The organism is Phycicoccus flavus (genome assembly GCF_004025965.2).
Lineage (GTDB): Bacteria > Actinomycetota > Actinomycetes > Actinomycetales > Dermatophilaceae > Phycicoccus > Phycicoccus flavus.
On record NZ_SAYU02000043.1, the window covers coordinates 19,595 to 35,682 of the forward strand.

Consider the following 16,088-nt stretch of genomic DNA (forward strand, 5'->3'; position numbering starts at 1 on the left):
CGCGGCCGGGAAATCCTGTCTATCAGACGAGTAATGCCCACGTCACCGGTTGCCGGGCCCCACGTGGGGGATTCGTGGCCGTGCCGTGACCCGCGGGCGTCCCCGTCGGGGCCGGTGCGGGCCCCGGTCTAGACTTGTCCGTTCCGCCGGACGCCGAGCCATGAAGGAGACCGCGGCTTCGTGACGACCCACCCTGAGGGCAGCCCCACCACCTCCCCGGGACCGTCCCCGGACGTCGACACCGCCCCCGAGGTCGCCCGTGAGGTGGCGGCCGAGCAGGCCCACGTCGACCGGGTCTACGAGGAGCTCGCGAAGGCCTCCGTGCGGGCCGGTGACGTCGAGGCCGAGGGGCTGGCGCGCGGGCGCACCGACCGCACCGGTGACGTGCGCGACGAGGAGATGACCGGCCTGTTCGAGCGCGACGCGCTCGTGTTCGCCGCCACCCGGCGCCGGGCGATGATCGACACGCAGTACGAGGGGCTCGTCTTCGGGCGCCTCGACCTCGGCACCGAGGACTCCACCGCCGCCGAGCGCGAGGTCCGGCACATCGGACGGCTCGGGGTGCGCGACGACGACTACGAGCCGCTCGTCGTCGACTGGCGGGCCCCGGCCGCCGCAGCCTTCTACCGCGCCACCCCCGTCGACCCCATGGGCGTCGTCCGGCGGCGGGTGCTGCGCTGCCGCGGGTCGCGAGTCGTCGGGGTCGAGGACGATCTCATGGTGCCACTTGCCCCTGAGGACATCGTCGTCGTCGGCGACGGCGCCCTCATGGCCGCCCTGACCCGCTCTCGCGGCCGGCAGATGCGCGACATCGTCGCCACCATCCAGGCCCACCAGGACGAGGCGATCCGGGCGCCGTCGCGCGGGGTCACCGAGATCAGCGGCGGGCCGGGCACCGGCAAGACGGTCGTCGCCCTGCACCGGGCCGCCTACCTGCTGTACGCCGAGCGACGCCGCTTCGAGCACGGCGGGATCCTCGTCATCGGCCCCTCCGCGGCGTACACGGCGTACATCGAGCGGGTGCTGCCGAGCCTCGGCGAGGAGTCGGTCGCGCTGCGCGCCCTCGGCGACGTCGTCGACGGCGTCACCGCCACCCGCCCGGACACCCCCGAGGTCGCAGCGGTCAAGGGCTCGCTGCGCATCCGGCGGCTGCTCTCGCGGGTCGCCGCCCGCCCGCCGGTGGGCGCGCCGGACACCTTCCGCGCCTTCGTCGCCGGGCAGGCCGTGCGGCTGGACCACGACGCCCTGCGACGGGTCCGCGCCGAGGTCCTGCGCGGCCACCAGCACAACCTCGCCGCTCAGGCCGCCCGCTCCGCCCTCAGCGAGGCCGCGTGGCGGTCGGTGGGCCGCCAGGGCGACCGCGACGACTTCATGGACGCCTTCGACGCCTCCCGTGACGTCGACGACTTCATGGCCTCCTGGTGGCGCCAGCTGGACCCGCGCGAGCTGCTGCTGACCCTCACCGACACCGACCACGTCTACGCGGTCTCGCGCGGCGTGCTCGACCACGAGGAGGGCGCGGCGATCGCCTGGTCCTTCCGCGAGGCGCTGGAGACCGGCGCGTGGTCGGTCGCCGACATCGCTCTGATCGACGACCTCCTCGCCCGCCTGGGGCCGGTGCAGGACGCCGAGCGGGAGGAGACCGGCTTCTACGACATCGAGGAGCTCGACGACCTCTCCGCGTACGGCGTCACCGACGTGCGGGCCGGGCTCGGCCGGGCGACGCCGTCGACCCGGGCCGTCATCACGCCGGCGGACGCGCGCGGCCGGCTGCTCGCCGGGCGCCTGGAGCGGGCGTCGGGCTACGCGCACGTCCTCGTCGACGAGGCGCAGGACCTCTCGCCCATGCAGTGGCGGATGGTGGCGCGGCGGGGCCGGTCGGCGTCGTGGACGGTCGTCGGCGACGCGGCGCAGGCGTCGTGGTCCGACCTCGACGAGGCGGGCCGGGCCCGTGAGGAGGCCTTCGCCGGGCTGGAGCGGCGCGCCTTCCACATGGACACGAACTACCGCAACGCCCGCGAGATCTTCGACCACGCCCGCGACGTCATCCTGCCGCTCGTGCCCGACGCCGACATCCCGCTCGCGGTGCGCGAGACCGGGGTCGAGCCGGTCGACCGGGTGGTCGAGGGCTCGCTCATGCACGAGACGTCCGACGCCCTGGAGCAGGTGCTGCGGGAGGTCGACGGCTCGGTGGCGGTCATCACCCCGCGGCGCTGGGCCGACCGGCTCGCCGCGCTCGACGGCGCGGGCGACGGGCGGGTGCAGCTCGTCGACCCGTTGTCGACCAAGGGCCTGGAGTGGGACGCGACCGTCGTCGTCGACCCCGACGCCATCGTCGAGGAGTCACCGGGCGGCGTGCGCGTCCTCTACGTCGTCCTCACCCGCGCGGCCCACCGGATGCACGTCCTGCGCCCCACCTGACCCAACTTCCTCGCCTGATCCCGGAACCCATTCTCGCCTGATCCCGCAACCTTCACCTTCGCCGGGGTTCGGTTCCCCCGCGAACCCGAGCTTTCTCGCCTGATCCCGGAACCTTCAGCCTCGCCGGGGTTCGGTTCCCCCGCGAACCCGAGCCTTCTCGCCTGATCCCGCAACCTTCACCTTCGCCGGGGTTCGGCTCCCCCGCGGACCCGAGCTTCCTCGCCTGATCCCGCAACCTTCGCCTTCGCCGGGGTTCGGTTCCCCCGCGGACCCGAGCTTCCTCGCCTGACCCCAGAACCTTCACCCTCGCCGGGGTTCGGTTCCTGCGCGGACCCGAGCTTCCTCGCCTGACCCCGGAACCTTCGCCTTCGCCGGGGTTCGGTTCCCCCGCGGACCCGAGCTTTCTCGCCTGATCCCGGAACCTTCAGCTTCGCCGGGGTTCGGTTCCTGCGCGAACCCGAAGGTCGGTGGATCAGGCGAGAAAGTGGAGTCAGTCGAGGAGGGGGTGGCGCTGGATGATCTCGTGGCGGCCGGGGCCGACGCCGATGGCCGAGACCCGGGCGCCGACCAGCTCCTCGACCCGCAGGACGTAGCGCTGCGCCGCGGCCGGCAGGTCCTCGAAGGTCCGGCAGCCGGAGATGTCCTCCCACCAGCCCTCGAGCATCTCGTACACCGGCTGCGCGTGGTGGAAGTCGGTCTGGTTGACGGGCATCTCGTCGTGCCGGACCCCGCCGACGTCGTAGGCGACGCACACCGGCACCTGCTCGAACCCGGTGAGCACGTCGAGCTTGGTGATGACGAAGTCGGTGACCCCGTTGACGCGCGTGGCGTAGCGCCCGATGACGGTGTCCATCCAGCCGCAGCGCCGCGGACGGCCGGTCGTCGTGCCGTACTCGGCGCCGGTCTTGCGGAGCGTCTCGCCGTCGTCGTCGTGCAGCTCGGTGGGGAAGGGGCCCTCGCCCACCCGCGTCGTGTACGCCTTGAGGATGGCGATGACGCGCGACACCCGGGTCGGGGGGATACCCGATCCGGTGCACGCGCCCCCGGCCGTCGCCGACGACGAGGTGACGAACGGGTAGGTGCCGTGGTCGACGTCCAGCAGGGTCGCCTGTCCTGCCTCGAGCAGGACGTTGCTGCCCGCGTCGAGCGCCCGCTCGAGCACGAGCGAGGTGTCGGCGACCATCGGCGCCAGCCGCTCCGCGTACCCGAGCAGCTCCTCGACGACGAGGTCGACGTCGACGGCGCGGGTGTTGTAGATCTTCACGAGCACCTGGTTCTTGAAGCCCAGGGCGGCCTCGACCTTCTGGCGCAGAATCTTCTCGTCGAAGAGGTCCTGCACCCGGATGCCGACGCGGTTCATCTTGTCGGCGTAGGTCGGGCCGATGCCGCGGCCGGTGGTCCCGATCTTCCGCTTGCCGAGGAAGCGCTCGGTGACCTTGTCGAGGGTCCGGTTGTAGGGCGCGATGACGTGGGCGCTGGCGGACACGACGAGCTTGGAGGTGTCGACGCCGCGCGCCTGGAGCCCGTCGAGCTCCTCGAAGAGCACCGCGAGGTCGACGACGACGCCGTTGCCGATGACCGGCGTGACCGTCGGGGTGAGGATGCCCGAGGGCAGCAGGTGCAGGGCGTACTTCTCGCGGGTGCCGTCCTCACCCTCGACGACGACGGTGTGCCCGGCGTTGTTGCCCCCGTTGAACTTCACGACGTAGTCGACGTCGGTGCCCATGAGGTCGGTGGCCTTGCCCTTGCCCTCGTCGCCCCACTGGGCGCCGACCAGCACGATCGCCGGCATCCCGGCTCCTTCCCTCGCGCGTCGCGCCGGGAGGACGTGCCCCGGCGCGTCAGGAGGCCCCTCGCGGAACGCTCGGGGCCTCGCCGCGGTCACCCTATCGCGGGGCCGCGGCAGCCTCCGGCGCCGCCGTCAGGTGGTCCTCACCGGTGCCGACCGGCGAGGACCCAGCCGAGCTGGAAGCGGGTGTCGACGCCGTTGACGGACATGAGCCGGGCGACGCGACGGCGCACGGTGCGCAGGCTGACACCGAGGTGCCGGGCGATCGCCTCGTCCTTGAGGCCGAGCTCGAGCAGCTCGACGAGCCGTGGGTCGCTGCTGCCGTCGTTCTCGACGGTGGGCGCGGGCACCCCGTGCTTCCACGCCAGGTCGAAGTAGGCGGTGTACAGCCGCACGACGAGGGGGTCGCGCAGCAGCACGTACCCGCCGTCCAGGTCGTCCCAGCCGGCCAGGGCGACGACGGCGGTCTCGCCGAAGACCGCGAACTCGGTGCCCGTCGTCGGCAGGATGCGCTGGTCCTCGCCCGCCTCGGCCCAGATCGCGAGCCACTGCTGGCCGCGCGGTGTGGTGAGGACCTCGGCCGGATAGACGGCGCGCTGCTCGTCCCCGCGCTCGATGCGGCTGCGGTTGGCCCGCATCGTCGTCTCGTCCAGCGCCGGCCCGACCTCGACGGTCATGACGAAGTTGCGGACCATGCCGGTGCTCTCGCTGAGCAGCTGGTTGATGACCGACGGCGCGACGACCTGGGACACCGACTCCCCCGCGGAGGGGCGCGCCCCGAGCGAGCGGTCCGCCACCCGTCCGATGAGCTCGCGGATCCGCTCGAGCTCACGACCCCGCTCCGCGAGCCGCCGGTGCTCGTGCCGGAGGTGCTCCTCCAGCGCGATGAAGGCGCCGTCGTCGGCGGCCTCGTCGGATGTCGTCATCGGCCGTTCCTGCTTCCCCTGTCACGGCCGGTCTGGCCATTTGCTGCCACTGGCATCGAAGTGTCCCATGCGGGGCGACCGCCGATGCACCATGGGGGTGCCAACCGAGGTTGCAGGGGACCATCGGGTGCGCGCGTTTCTTGGCGAGAGAGAAGCGCCACCCAGTGCCCGTTGGTCTTGCCTTGGTTGAGAGAGGGGCCCGGGCGTACACCGCCCGGGCCTCTCGTCTCTCCCCCTCGTGCCACGCCGCCGCTCAGAGACCGAGCTCTCGGCCCGCCGTCGCGCTCGAGGCACGGAGGAACTCCTGGCAGCGGTGCCGCTCGTCCTCCTCCCCGATGGCACCGGCGGCGCGCGACAGGGCCGCGAGGGCGCGCAGGAACCCGCGGTTCGGCTCGTGCTCCCACGGCACCGGGCCCTGACCGCGCCAGCCGGCGCGTCGGAGGGCGTCGAGACCGCGGTGGTAGCCGGTGCGGGCGTAGGCGTACGCCTCCACGGGGCGGTCGTCCGCGAGGGCGTCCTCGGCGAGGACGGCCCAAGCCAGCGACGAGGCGGGGGCGGACGCAGCCACCTGGTCGGGGGCCACCCCCTGCTCCAGTGCCGCCGCCGTGGGGTCGTCGGGCAGGTGGGTCGGGGGGATGCCGAGCAGGTCGCTGTCCATGGCGACAGCGTAGGCACGGGCCCCGTCAGCCCGCCCGCTCCGCCGTTCGGCCGAGGCGAGGTCGGCCGACCGGTCGCAACCGGACGTCATTTCCGGCCGATCTCGCCACGCGCCCAATCCGCTGTCCCTTAAATGATCACACCAGCCAGCGACAACATTAATTCCACACCTGATCCACCGCCAATTCCACCGCGGTGGAGATCCGTTATTCCGTCCCGAGAAATACATTTCCACGGGGGGCGCGCGAGCGTTCGTCGACTCTCCGGGGCCGGCTGCTCGGGGCCCTCGGCCCTGCCCGGGCTGGAGAACATGCCAGTTCACGACGTCGCCGAGGACGCGAATTTCATCCCGGGAGAAATCCCGGAAAGGCCGGACATCGCATGACGACCACGCATTCACCGACGGACCTCCCGTCCGTCTACACCCCATCGCCGACCGTCGGCGCACCACCACCGAGAACACGAGCCGAGGCTCATCGACAAAGGAGAGAAATGGCCGACTACGAAAGCATCCTGGAAGCGATCCAGAACGACGTGACGGGGTTCATCGGCGCGACGATCGTCGACCTGGACTCCGGGATGTCGCTGGCGTCGCGCTCGGCGGTGGCGGACTTCGACCTCGACGTCGCCAGCGCCTACAACAGCGAGATGGTCAAGGGCAAGTTCAAGACCATGGAGGCGCTGCGCCTCAAGTCCGACCTCGAGGACATGCTGCTCACGCTCAGCGACCAGCTGCACCTCATCAAGGTCCTGGACAACCGCGCCTCCTTCATCTACGTGGCCGCCAACCGGCAGACCACCAACCTGGCCTTGCTGCGTCGGTCGGTGAACGAGCACACCCTGGGCCACTGAGAGACCGGCCCGTCCGGTCCGCTCGCGTCGCCGCACCGGGCGTCGGCGCAGACGAGCGCTCCGTCCCCGCGGTTCCGGACCCGCGGGGACGGGGCGCTGTCGGCCGTCTCGGCTAGGGTCGTCCGCGTCCGACGGCGACACGGCACGGGGGTGGACGACGACAGTGGGAGCGTTCTCGGCATCCCGCCTGCCCCGGGTCCGGGCGGTGCTGGCCCGGTTGGTGGACACCGGCACGGTGCCCGGTGCGGCGGCCGTGCTCGCCCGCCGGGGACGGGTGCACGTCGAGTCCGTCGGCCACCTGGCCCACGACGGTCCCGGGGCCGGGGCCGCGATGACCGCCGAGTCGGTCGTGCGGATCGCGTCCATGACCAAGCCGGTCGTCGCCGCCTGTGCGATGACGCTCGTCGAGGACGGCACCCTGCGCCTGGACGACCCCGTCGGCGACCTGCTCCCGGAGCTCGCCGAGCCGCGGGTCCTCGTCCGTCCCGACGGCCCCCTCGACGACACCGTGCCCGCGCACCGGCCCATCACCCTGCGCGACCTGCTGACGTTCACCCTCGGCACCGGCATGGTCCCGGCCGAGCCGGGGACGGTGCCGATCGCCGACGCGCTGGACGGGCTCGGCGAACCCGCCCTCGACGAGTGGGTGGCGCGGCTCGGCCGCCTCCCCCTCGTCCACCAGCCCGGCGAGCGCTGGATGTACGACACCGGAGCCGACGTCACCGGGGCGCTCGTCGCCCGGGCGACGGGCCGCACCTTCGGCGAGGCGCTGCGCGAGCGCGTGCTGGACCCCCTCGGCATGGCCGACACCGGCTTCAGCGTCCCCCCGGAGTCGCGGTCGCGGTTCGCCACGGCGTACGGGAGGGGCGAGGGCACGGACGGCCGCCCCGTCGTCGCCGACACGCCCGAGGACGGTGAGTGGAGCACGCCGCCGGCCTTCGAGGGCGGCGGGGGCGGGCTCGTGTCCACCGGCGCCGACTTCCTCGCCTTCGCCTCGGCCCTCCTGGCCGGCGGGACGCACGAGGGCACCCGCATCCTCTCCCGGCCCTCGGTGACGCTCATGACGTCCGACCACCTCACCCCGGAGCAGAAGGCGGTGTCCGGCTTCTGGCCCGGCTACTTCGCCACGACGGGGTGGGGGTTCGGGACCGGGATCGTCACCCGCCGCACCGAGATCGGCCCGTCGGTCGGCAGCTACGGGTGGAACGGCCTGTGGGGCACCGCCTGGTACACCGACCCCTCCGAGGACCTCGTCGCGGTCCTGCTGCTCCAGCGGGCACACCTCGGCAGCCCGGGCACGCCGCTGCGCCAGGACTTCTGGACCGCCGTCTACCAGGCGCTCGAGGACTGAGCCGCAACGCCGACGGCCCCGGCGACCACCCGTGGCGGGCGGTGGCCGGGGCCGGCGGGGAGGGCGTGGGTCAGGCGGGGTGGGTGCCCGCGGACCGCAGGTTCTCGCAGGCCTCGACGACGCGCTGCGCCATCGCGGCCTCGGCGACCTTGCCCCAGGCGCGCGGGTCGTACTGCTTCTTGTTGCCGACCTCGCCGTCGATCTTCAGGACGCCCTCGTAGTTCGCCATCATGTAGCCGGCGACCGGCCGGGTGAAGGCGTACTGGGTGTCGGTGTCGACGTTCATCTTCACGACGCCGAAGTCGACCGCGTCCGAGATCTCCTGCGGCAGCGAGCCGGACCCGCCGTGGAAGACGAGGTGGAACGGCTTGGCGTCCGCGTCGAGGCCGAGCTCCTTCGCCGCGGCCTCCTGGGCGGCCTTGAGGACCTCGGGACGCAGCTTGACGTTGCCCGGCTTGTAGACGCCGTGCACGTTGCCGAAGGTCAGGGCCGTCATGTAGTAGCCCTTCTCCCCGCCGCCGAGCGCGCGCACCGTGGCGACGGCGTCCTCGGGCGTGGAGTACAGCTTCTCGTTGATCTCGTTCTCGACGCCGTCCTCCTCGCCGCCGACGACGCCGACCTCGATCTCGAGGATGACCTTGGCCGCGGCGCACTGGGCCAGCAGCTCCTCGGCGATCTGCAGGTTCTCGTCCAGCGGCACCGCGGAGCCGTCCCACATGTGCGACTGGAAGATCGGCAGGCCGCCGGCCTTGACCCGCTCGGCGCTCGCGGCGAGCAGCGGCCGGACGAAGGAGTCGAGCTTGTCCTGCGGGCAGTGGTCGGTGTGCAGGGCGATGTTCACCGGGTAGTTCTTGGCGACCTCCTCCGCGTAGGCGGCGAGCGCCTTGGCGCCGGTGACCATGTCCTTGACGGTCGAGCCGGAGGCGTACTCCCCGCCGCCGGTCGAGACCTGGATGATGCCGTCGGAGCCGGCCTCCGCGAAGCCGCGGATCGCGGCCGTGACGGTCTGGCTCGACGTGATGTTGATGGCCGGGTAGGCGAACGAGCCGTTCTTGGCCCGGTCGAGCATGTCGGCGTAGACCTCGGGCGTTGCGATGGGCACGATGTTCTCCTCGTGACGTGGATGTGCCGTACGTCACCGATCCTTCCACGGTTGCTCGGGCGGGCGGGTGGCGCGTCCGACCCGTGGTGCGGCTCAGGGGGAGGCCGGGCCGGCCGCGAGGTCCGGGCCTCCCGCCGGCTCGCCGCAGAACACCACCCCCCAGGCGCTGCACCCGACGCGAGTGCGGGTGGCACCGACCTCGGTGGTGACGAGCACCCAGTGCGACGAGGCGTCCAGGGTGCTCGGGCGCTCGCCGTCGAGGACCCGCGTCCACCCGGGCCGGCCGGGGCTGTCGACGACCCGGGGGCACCCGCCCTTCCACGGGTCCTCGGCGGTGAGACCGTCGGCCGTACCGCGGTGGACCGACACCCAGCCGCGGGCCGGGTCGATGTCGACCGGCGTCCCCTCGCCGGTGCAGCCGGCGGCCGGTCCGTCGGTGACGGGGACGAGGGCGTAGGCGTGCACGACGCACACCTGCTCGTAGTCCTGGACGACCCAGCCGGCGTCGATGCTGTCGTCCGTGCAGGTCAGCTCCTGCCAGCGGTGCCGCGGCGGGCCGACCTCCAGGGCGCCGACGACCCGGCCGGTGACCTCGGTCGCGGTGTCCCTGGCTGCGGGAAGGGCCGCGACGAGCTCGGCCCGGGCGTCGTCACGGGCCTGGCCGATCTGGACGGTGCGGACCAGCCCGTGCCCGACGTAGAGGACGAGGGGGACGACGACGAGGACGGTGAGGACACGCAGGACCCATCTCATGACGGACCACCCTCCCGGCCGACCGGGGTCGCGGCATCGGTACCGCTACTCAGGCGAGGAGGCACCGGCGTCGGGATCCTCGGTGCATGCAGACGCTCTCGCCCGCGGCCGTCGCCGCCGCGACCCCGGCCACCCGCAACCGCGTCGTCGACCTCCTACGGGTCGCCGCGCTCACCGTCGTCGTCCTCGGGCACTGGCTCATAGCCGCGCTCGTCGTGCGCGAGGACGGCACGCTCGACGCCGGCGCGGTCCTGGACCGGGCGTCGTGGACGCATCCCATGACGTGGGTCTTCCAGGTCATGCCGGTCTTCTTCGTCGTCGGCGGCTACGCCAACGGGCTGTCCTGGCGGGGGGCGCGGGAGCGCGGGTCGGCGTGGCCGGCCTGGCTGCGGACCCGTCTGCGCCGCCTGCTCGTGCCCGTCGTCCCGCTGCTGCTGTTCTGGGTCGGCCTGGTCGTCGTCGCCTCGGCCCTCGGGACCGACCACCGATCGCTACGACTGGCCTCGCAGGTGGCGCTCGTCCCCACCTGGTTCCTCGCGGCCTACGTCGTCGTCTGCGCCCTGGCGCCACTGACGCTGCGGCTGTGGAAGCGGTACGGGTGGGGCAGCGTCGTCGGGGGTCTCGCGCTCGGCGGGGTCGTCGACCTCGTGAGCCTCACCGTCGGGCCGTGGTGGGTCGGGTTCGCGAACTACGTCGTCGTGTGGGGCGCGGTCCACCAGCTCGGCTACGCGTGGCTCGACGGGCGCCTCGGCGGGACGCGCCGCCGGCTCGGGGTCGCCGCGCTCGGCGCCTCCGGGCTCGTCGCCCTCGTCGCGCTCGGGCCCTACCCGGTCTCGATGATCGGGCTCGACGGCGCGGCGGTGAACAACTCGTACCCGACCCGGGTGACCCTCGGGTTCCTGGGACTGCTCCAGGCCGGTCTCGTCCTCGCCGCCGAGCCGCTGCTCCAGCACTGGATGCGCCGGGCCCGGGCCTGGACGGTCGTCGTCGTCCTCGGCCGCCGGATGATGTCGGTCTACCTGTGGCACCTCACCGTCATGTGCCTCGTCGTCGGCGGGTCGCTCCTGCTCGGCGGGTTCGGGCTGCACGCCGAGCCGCTGTCGTCGGGGTGGTGGTCGACCCGGCCGCTGTGGTGGCTCGCCCTCGGCCTGCTCACCGCGGGGGTGGTCGCGCTCGTCGGGCGGTTCGAGGACGTGCGGCGCGTGACCGGACGCATCCGGCCGTGGCGCCCGGTGCTGGCCGCGGTCCTCGCCTGCGGCGGGCTCGGCGTCATGGCCGCCCGTGGCCTCGTCGGTCCCGAGGGACTCACCTGGTGGTGGGCACTGCTCCCGGTCCTCGGCAGCGCGGCGCTGGCCACTCCCGCGACCCGTGGGGCACGATGAGGCGGTGCCCACCGTCGAGCTCCCGGCCGGCCCGCTCCAGTACGGCGACACCGGTGGCGAGGGACCTGTCCTCGTCCTCTGTCACGGGGTGCCGATGGACGGACGGTGCTGGCGCCGTGTCGTCCCCCTCCTCCCGGGGTTCCGGGTCCTCACCCCGACCCTCCCCCTCGGGGGCCACCGCCTCCCGATGCGCCAGGACGCCGAGCTGGGGCAGGCGGGGGTGGCGACGGTGCTCGCCGACTTCATCGACGCCCTCGGGCTCGAGGACGTCACCCTCGTCCTCAACGACTGGGGCGGCGGACAGCTGATCATCAACGCCGGCCGGACCGAGCGGGTCGGCCGGCTCGTCCTCGCCACGTGCGAGGCGTTCGACAACTTCCCTCCCGCGGCGGCCCGGCCGATGGTCCTGCTCGCCCGGTCACGACTCGCGTGGTGGCTGTTCCTCCAGACCATGCGCCTCGGGGCGGTGCGCCGGATGCGGTCCGGGTACGGGGGCATCTCGGTGGCGGGCGACATCGACGACCTCGTGCGTGACTGGTTCGGGCCGGCACTCGGCGACCGGCGGGTCCGGCGCGACTTCGCCCGCTTCGTCCAGGGGTCGCCACCGCCGGCCGAGATGCTGCGGCTGTCCGACCAGTGGCGACGGTTCGACCGTCCGGTTCTCGTCCTCTGGGGTGCGGACGACCGGCTCATGCCTCCCGAGCACGCTCAGCGACTCGTCGACCACTACCCGGACGCGCGGCTCGTCGTCCTCGAGCGCTGCTCCACCCTGGTCGGCGAGGACCGCCCCGAGGAGGTCGCCCGGCTGCTGACCGAGTTCGCCACGCGGGACGTCGTCTCAGCCTCGTAGGGAGTCGCGGCGGGCGGTGAGGTGGGACCGCTCCACCTCGTTGCCGCAGCGCGCGATGGCCAGGGTCAGGGCCTCGGCCGCCGCGACGTGGTCGCCCCGCCGCGCCAGCAGCTCGCCGCGGACGGCGGGCAGCCGGTGGCTCGACGGCAGCGCGTCGTCCAGTCCCTCGAGCGCGGCGAGACCGGCGTCCGGGCCGTCCCGCTCGGCGAGCGCCACGGCGGCCGCGAGCCGGGCGGCGGGCGAGGCGTCGAGCCGCACGAGCCGGTCGTAGGCGGTGCAGACCAGCGCCCAGTCCGTGTCGGCGGCGGTCGGGGCGAGGGCGTGCGCGGCCGCGACGACGGCCTGGAGGCGGTAGGACTCGGTGAGCGGGTCGGGGTCGGGCGGCAGGCCGTCCAGCAGGGCCAGCGCCTCGTCGACCTCGTCGCGGTGCCAGCGCGCGCGGTCCTGGTCGGCGAGCAGGACGAGCTCGCCGGCCGGCCCCACCCGCGCGTCCCGCCGCGAGTGATGGAGCAGGACGAGGGCCAGCAGGGCGCGCAGCACCGTCGCCTCGGGCCGGAGCGCGCGGGTCACCCGCACGAGCCGGACGGCCTCGCCGGCGAGGTCGGCGCGCAGCAGGTCCGGTCCGGAGCCCGGCGCGTAGCCGGCGGTGAAGGCGAGGTAGGCGGTGCGGGCGACGGTGCGCAGGCGGCCGGGCAGGTCCTCGGACCCGGGTACGCCGTAGGGGATCCCGGCGGCGACGATCTTCTTCTTGCCCCGGGTGAGCCGGGCCGCCATCGTCGCCTCGCCGACGAGGAAGAGGCGGGCGATGTCGGCGGTGGAGACGCCGACGACGAGGCGCAGGGCCAGGGCGCTCGCGACGTCGGGGGCCAGGGCGGGGTGGCAGCACAGGAGGACCAGGCGCAGGGTGTCGTCCTCGACGAGACCGCCGGGGTCGGCCATCGCCGGTCCCGGCCCGCGGCGCTCGGCGTCGACGACGAGCAGCGGCTCGGTGCGCTGGGCCATCGCCTCGGCCCGCAGCCGGTCGAGGACGCGGCGCCGGGCCGCGGTGTGCAGCCAGGCCGCGGGCGAGTCGGGGACGCCGTCGGCCGGCCACCGGCGGGCGGCCGACTCGACGGCGTCGCCGAGCGCGTCCTCGACGAGGTCGAGGCGGCGGAAGCGGCCGAGGAGGAGGGCGACGAGGCGTCCCCACTCCTCGCGCACGACCGCCGCCAGCGCCTCGTCCGGGCTCACGCCTGCTCGTACCCCTCGATCCGCATCACCGGCCGGATCTCGACCGTGTACGCGCTCGGCAGGAGGCGTGCGGCGGCGATGGCCGTGTCGAGGTCGGGCAGCTCGACGTCGTAGTAGCCGCCGATCTGCTCGGCGGTCTCGGCGAACGGCCCGTCGGTGACGGTCCGCTCGGCGCCGACGCCCTTGCCGACGGTGGTCGCGACGTCGGCGTCGCACAGGGCGCCGCTCGCCAGTCGCCGGCCGTGCTCGGCGACGTGGGCCTCGAAGGCGTGGTGGGCGTCGAAGTACTCCTGGCGCTCCTCCTCGTTCGCCTGCTCCCATGCCTCGGGCTCGTAGGCGATCAGCACGACGTAGCGCTTCACGACTCCCGGTCCTCGGGCTGCACGGTGCGGCGGACCTCGACGGTGTCGCCGACGGCCGCGATGATGCGGCAGCAGTCGAGCAGGTCCTCGAGGTCCTCGGACTCCACCTGGTAGAAGCCGCCGACCTGCTCGGTGGTCTCGGCGAACGGGCCCTCGGTGACGGCGCCGCCGCCGGCCGGGACGCGCCGCGCCTCGCTCGTGGCGTGCAGCTCGGCCCCGCCGGTGATCGTGTGCCCGCGGCGCCCGAGCTCCTCGCCGAAGCGGGTGTACTCGGCGTAGCCCGCGGCCCGCTGCTCGGCGTCCATCGTGGTCCACCAGCGGTCGGCGTCGCCGACGATGAGGACGACGTACTCGGTCATCTCGTGCTCCTCGCTGTCCGGGCCGCGCGGCGCGCGACCTCACCCCGATGACGCGCGACGGGGGCCGTTCTCGACAGGTCTACCGGACATCGTCCGCCGGGGAGGGGGGATCAGGCGGCGAGGGCGTCGGCGAGGAGGCGCAGGGTGGCCTCGCGGGCCGGGGAGCGGTCCGTCGGGGTGCCCGCGGTCGCGCCCGCGACGGGGCTGACCATCACCTCGTCCACCCCGAAGGTCGACGCGAGGTCGCGGATCCTCCCGGCCGCCTGCTGCGGGTCGCCGACGACCCAGCGCGCGGCCATGTCGTCGACGAGCGGCTGGTGCGCTGCGGCGACGGGAGCGGCCTCGGCGTCCTCGACGAGCGCCTGCGGCAGCAGCGGCTGCCCGGTGCGCAGCGCCACCATGGAACGGACCATGGGCTGGACCAGCCGCTGCGCCTCCTCCTCGGTGTCGGCGACGACAACGTTGACGGTGAGGAAGGTCCGCGGCTCGGGGTGCTCCGCCGACGGCTGGTACCCCTCGCGGTAGAGGGCGAGCGCCTCGGCGGTGCCGCGGCCGGAGAAGTGGTGCGCGAACACGTACGGCAGCCCGCGCGACGCCGCGAGCCGGGCCGAGAAGTCGGAGGAGCCGAGCAGCCACACCGTCGGGACGGACGCCGCCTGCGGGGTGGCGCGCAGCACGTGCTGGCCGGTCGTCAGCTGCACCCCGACGCCGTCGGGCGACATCATCGCCAGGACGGTGTCGACGTGCTCCGGGAAGCGCTCGGCGGCGTCGGCCTCGACCCCGCCGCCGCCGTGCCGCAGCGCCCACGCGGTGACCGGGTCGGTGCCCGGCGCCCGGCCGAGACCGAGGTCGACGCGGCCGGGGAAGGCGGCCTCGAGCAGGGCGAACTGCTCGGCGACGACGAGCGGCGCGTGGTTGGGGAGCATGACGCCGCCGGAGCCGACCCGGATCCGCTCGGTCGCCGCCGCGATCATCGCCGCGATGACCGGCGGGTTCGTCGACGCGATGCTCGGCATGTTGTGGTGCTCGGCCAGCCAGTACCGCCGGTACCCGTGATCGTCGGCGACCTGCGCGAGGGCGCGGGTGGCGGCCAGCGCCTCGGTGGTGCCCTGGTCCGCGCGGACGGGGACGAGGTCGAGGACGGAGAGGGCGGGGGCGGCGGGGGTGCTCACCCCAGGGCCAGCGGAGATCCCGCTCCCCCTATTCCGCGACGCCCGGCCGGCCGGGCACCTGGTCGAAGACGTGACGGCGCACCCAGGCGTGCATCGCCACGGCCGCGGCCGCCCCGGCGTTGACCGAGCGGGTCGAGCCGAACTGGGCGATGTGCAGGACGACGTCGCACGCCTCCTGCATGGCCGGCGTCAGCCCGGAGCCCTCCTGGCCGAGGACGAGGACGCACGCCCGCGGCAGGTCGTGGGTCTCCAGGGCCACCGAGCCGGGCAGGTTGTCGATGCCGACGAGCGGCAGCGCCGTCCCGTCCGGCCCGGCCGACGACGCCCAGGCCACGAGCGCCGCCACGTCGGGGTGGTGGTGCTCGTGCTGGTAGCGGTCGGTGACCATCGCCCCGCGCCGGTTCCAGCGGCGCCGGCCGACGATGTGGAAGGCGGCGGCGTTCATCGCGTTCGCCGTCCGCACGACCGACCCGATGTTGAGGTCGTGCCGCCAGTTCTCGATGGCGACGTGGAAGGGGTGGCGGCGGGTGTCGAGGTCGGCGACGACGGCCTCCATCCGCCAGTACCGGTAGCGGTCGGCGACGTTGCGGCGGTCGCCGAGGCGCAGCAGCTCGGGGTCGTAGTGCCCGCCGTCGGGCCAGGGCCCCTCCCACGGTCCGACGCCGACCTCGCGCCCGTCGTCCTCGGCCTCCATGCCGCGACAGCGTAGGTGAGCACAGGCAACCCACAGGTCGCGCACACCCCGAGGGGGCACCGGAGCCGTAGCCTTTCCGATGTGATGCACGCACTCGGCCCGCAGTGGATGGACCCGCAGTACCTCCTCGACACCTACGGGACGGCGTTCTTCTTCATCGCGCTCGCCATCGTCTTCGTCGAGTGCGG

Annotated in this window: 15 protein-coding genes; 5 read left to right on the forward strand and 10 right to left on the reverse strand. The window is 73.8% G+C overall.

Annotation, left to right across the window (positions count from 1 at the left end; translation table 11 throughout):
• Positions 1-180 precede the first annotated feature (180 nt).
• The gene (locus EPD83_RS13110; protein WP_165566683.1) at positions 181-2,421 is read left to right on the forward strand and encodes a HelD family protein; all 2,241 of its coding nucleotides are present in this window, start codon (positions 181-183) and stop codon (positions 2,419-2,421) included.
• A gap of 490 nt (positions 2,422-2,911) precedes the next feature.
• Here EPD83_RS13110 and EPD83_RS13115 read toward each other — a convergent pair whose 3' ends face one another.
• The 3 genes from EPD83_RS13115 to EPD83_RS13125 all read right to left on the reverse strand — a co-directional run bounded on the left by EPD83_RS13115 (position 2,912) and on the right by EPD83_RS13125 (position 5,794).
• Positions 2,912-4,213 (reverse strand): adenylosuccinate synthase, encoded by a 1,302-nt coding sequence (locus tag EPD83_RS13115; protein WP_165566684.1) that lies wholly within the window; start codon positions 4,211-4,213, stop codon positions 2,912-2,914.
• 140 nt (positions 4,214-4,353) lie between these two features.
• The gene (locus EPD83_RS13120) at positions 4,354-5,136 is read right to left on the reverse strand and encodes a DUF6879 family protein (protein WP_165566685.1); all 783 of its coding nucleotides are present in this window, start codon (positions 5,134-5,136) and stop codon (positions 4,354-4,356) included.
• A 253-nt stretch (positions 5,137-5,389) separates the two neighbouring features.
• Positions 5,390-5,794, reverse strand: a complete 405-nt coding sequence (locus EPD83_RS13125; RefSeq protein WP_128366717.1) for a DUF3151 domain-containing protein — start codon at positions 5,792-5,794, stop codon at positions 5,390-5,392.
• Between the two features lie 491 nt (positions 5,795-6,285).
• Between EPD83_RS13125 and EPD83_RS13130 the strand changes: the two genes are divergently transcribed.
• Together EPD83_RS13130 and EPD83_RS13135 are read left to right on the forward strand one after the other, a co-directional pair.
• Positions 6,286-6,645 (forward strand): hypothetical protein, encoded by a 360-nt coding sequence (locus EPD83_RS13130; protein WP_128366718.1) that lies wholly within the window; start codon positions 6,286-6,288, stop codon positions 6,643-6,645.
• Between the two features lie 205 nt (positions 6,646-6,850).
• Positions 6,851-7,996 (forward strand): serine hydrolase domain-containing protein, encoded by a 1,146-nt coding sequence (locus EPD83_RS13135; protein ID WP_205859524.1) that lies wholly within the window; start codon positions 6,851-6,853, stop codon positions 7,994-7,996.
• A 70-nt stretch (positions 7,997-8,066) separates the two neighbouring features.
• Here the strand turns inward: EPD83_RS13135 and fbaA are convergent, their stop codons facing one another.
• Both fbaA and EPD83_RS13145 read right to left on the reverse strand, forming a co-directional pair.
• Positions 8,067-9,098, reverse strand: coding sequence for a class II fructose-bisphosphate aldolase (gene fbaA, locus EPD83_RS13140; protein ID WP_165566686.1), 1,032 nt, complete (start codon positions 9,096-9,098; stop codon positions 8,067-8,069).
• A gap of 93 nt (positions 9,099-9,191) precedes the next feature.
• Positions 9,192-9,851 (reverse strand): hypothetical protein, encoded by a 660-nt coding sequence (locus EPD83_RS13145; protein WP_128366721.1) that lies wholly within the window; start codon positions 9,849-9,851, stop codon positions 9,192-9,194.
• 86 nt (positions 9,852-9,937) lie between these two features.
• Here EPD83_RS13145 and EPD83_RS13150 point away from each other — a divergent pair, with 86 nt between their 5' ends.
• Both EPD83_RS13150 and EPD83_RS13155 read left to right on the forward strand, forming a co-directional pair.
• On the forward strand, positions 9,938-11,233 hold the full coding sequence (locus EPD83_RS13150) for an acyltransferase family protein (RefSeq protein WP_165566687.1): 1,296 nt from the start codon (positions 9,938-9,940) through the stop codon (positions 11,231-11,233).
• A gap of 4 nt (positions 11,234-11,237) precedes the next feature.
• A complete protein-coding gene (locus EPD83_RS13155; protein ID WP_128367878.1) occupies positions 11,238-12,083 on the forward strand; it encodes an alpha/beta fold hydrolase in 846 nt (281 codons plus the stop codon).
• On the opposite strand, the gene EPD83_RS13160 is transcribed toward EPD83_RS13155, so the two are convergent.
• The 5 genes from EPD83_RS13160 to EPD83_RS13180 all read right to left on the reverse strand — a co-directional run bounded on the left by EPD83_RS13160 (position 12,072) and on the right by EPD83_RS13180 (position 15,900).
• Entirely contained in the window at positions 12,072-13,313 is a 1,242-nt protein-coding gene (locus EPD83_RS13160; protein WP_128367879.1) for an RNA polymerase sigma factor, read from the reverse strand. The two genes, EPD83_RS13155 and EPD83_RS13160, sit on opposite strands and share 12 nt — an antisense overlap.
• Positions 13,310-13,675 carry a YciI family protein gene (locus tag EPD83_RS13165; RefSeq protein ID WP_128367880.1) on the reverse strand — a complete coding sequence of 122 codons (366 nt, stop codon included), beginning with the start codon at positions 13,673-13,675 and terminating at the stop codon, positions 13,310-13,312. Before EPD83_RS13165 ends, EPD83_RS13160 begins: the two co-directional genes overlap by 4 nt.
• Positions 13,672-14,034 (reverse strand): YciI family protein, encoded by a 363-nt coding sequence (locus EPD83_RS13170; RefSeq protein WP_128367881.1) that lies wholly within the window; start codon positions 14,032-14,034, stop codon positions 13,672-13,674. Before EPD83_RS13170 ends, EPD83_RS13165 begins: the two co-directional genes overlap by 4 nt.
• A 110-nt stretch (positions 14,035-14,144) precedes the next feature.
• Positions 14,145-15,206 (reverse strand): LLM class flavin-dependent oxidoreductase, encoded by a 1,062-nt coding sequence (locus tag EPD83_RS13175; RefSeq protein ID WP_165566688.1) that lies wholly within the window; start codon positions 15,204-15,206, stop codon positions 14,145-14,147.
• A 28-nt stretch (positions 15,207-15,234) separates the two neighbouring features.
• Entirely contained in the window at positions 15,235-15,900 is a 666-nt protein-coding gene (locus EPD83_RS13180; protein WP_165566689.1) for an RNA methyltransferase, read from the reverse strand.
• Positions 15,901-16,088: the final 188 nt, after the last annotated feature.

Bases quoted from the DNA above. Each gene is read 5' to 3' on its own strand.
- EPD83_RS13180 (WP_165566689.1), bottom strand. From the start codon at position 15,900: ATGGAGGCCGAGGACGACGGGCGCGAGGTCGGCGTCGGACCGTGGGAG.
- EPD83_RS13150 (WP_165566687.1), top strand. From the start codon at position 9,938: ATGCAGACGCTCTCGCCCGCGGCCGTCGCCGCCGCGACCCCGGCCACC.
- EPD83_RS13125 (WP_128366717.1), bottom strand. From the start codon at position 5,794: ATGGACAGCGACCTGCTCGGCATCCCCCCGACCCACCTGCCCGACGAC.
- EPD83_RS13130 (WP_128366718.1), top strand. From the start codon at position 6,286: ATGGCCGACTACGAAAGCATCCTGGAAGCGATCCAGAACGACGTGACG.
- EPD83_RS13145 (WP_128366721.1), bottom strand. From the start codon at position 9,851: ATGAGATGGGTCCTGCGTGTCCTCACCGTCCTCGTCGTCGTCCCCCTC.
- EPD83_RS13115 (WP_165566684.1), bottom strand. From the start codon at position 4,213: ATGCCGGCGATCGTGCTGGTCGGCGCCCAGTGGGGCGACGAGGGCAAG.
- EPD83_RS13120 (WP_165566685.1), bottom strand. From the start codon at position 5,136: ATGACGACATCCGACGAGGCCGCCGACGACGGCGCCTTCATCGCGCTG.
- EPD83_RS13170 (WP_128367881.1), bottom strand. From the start codon at position 14,034: ATGACCGAGTACGTCGTCCTCATCGTCGGCGACGCCGACCGCTGGTGG.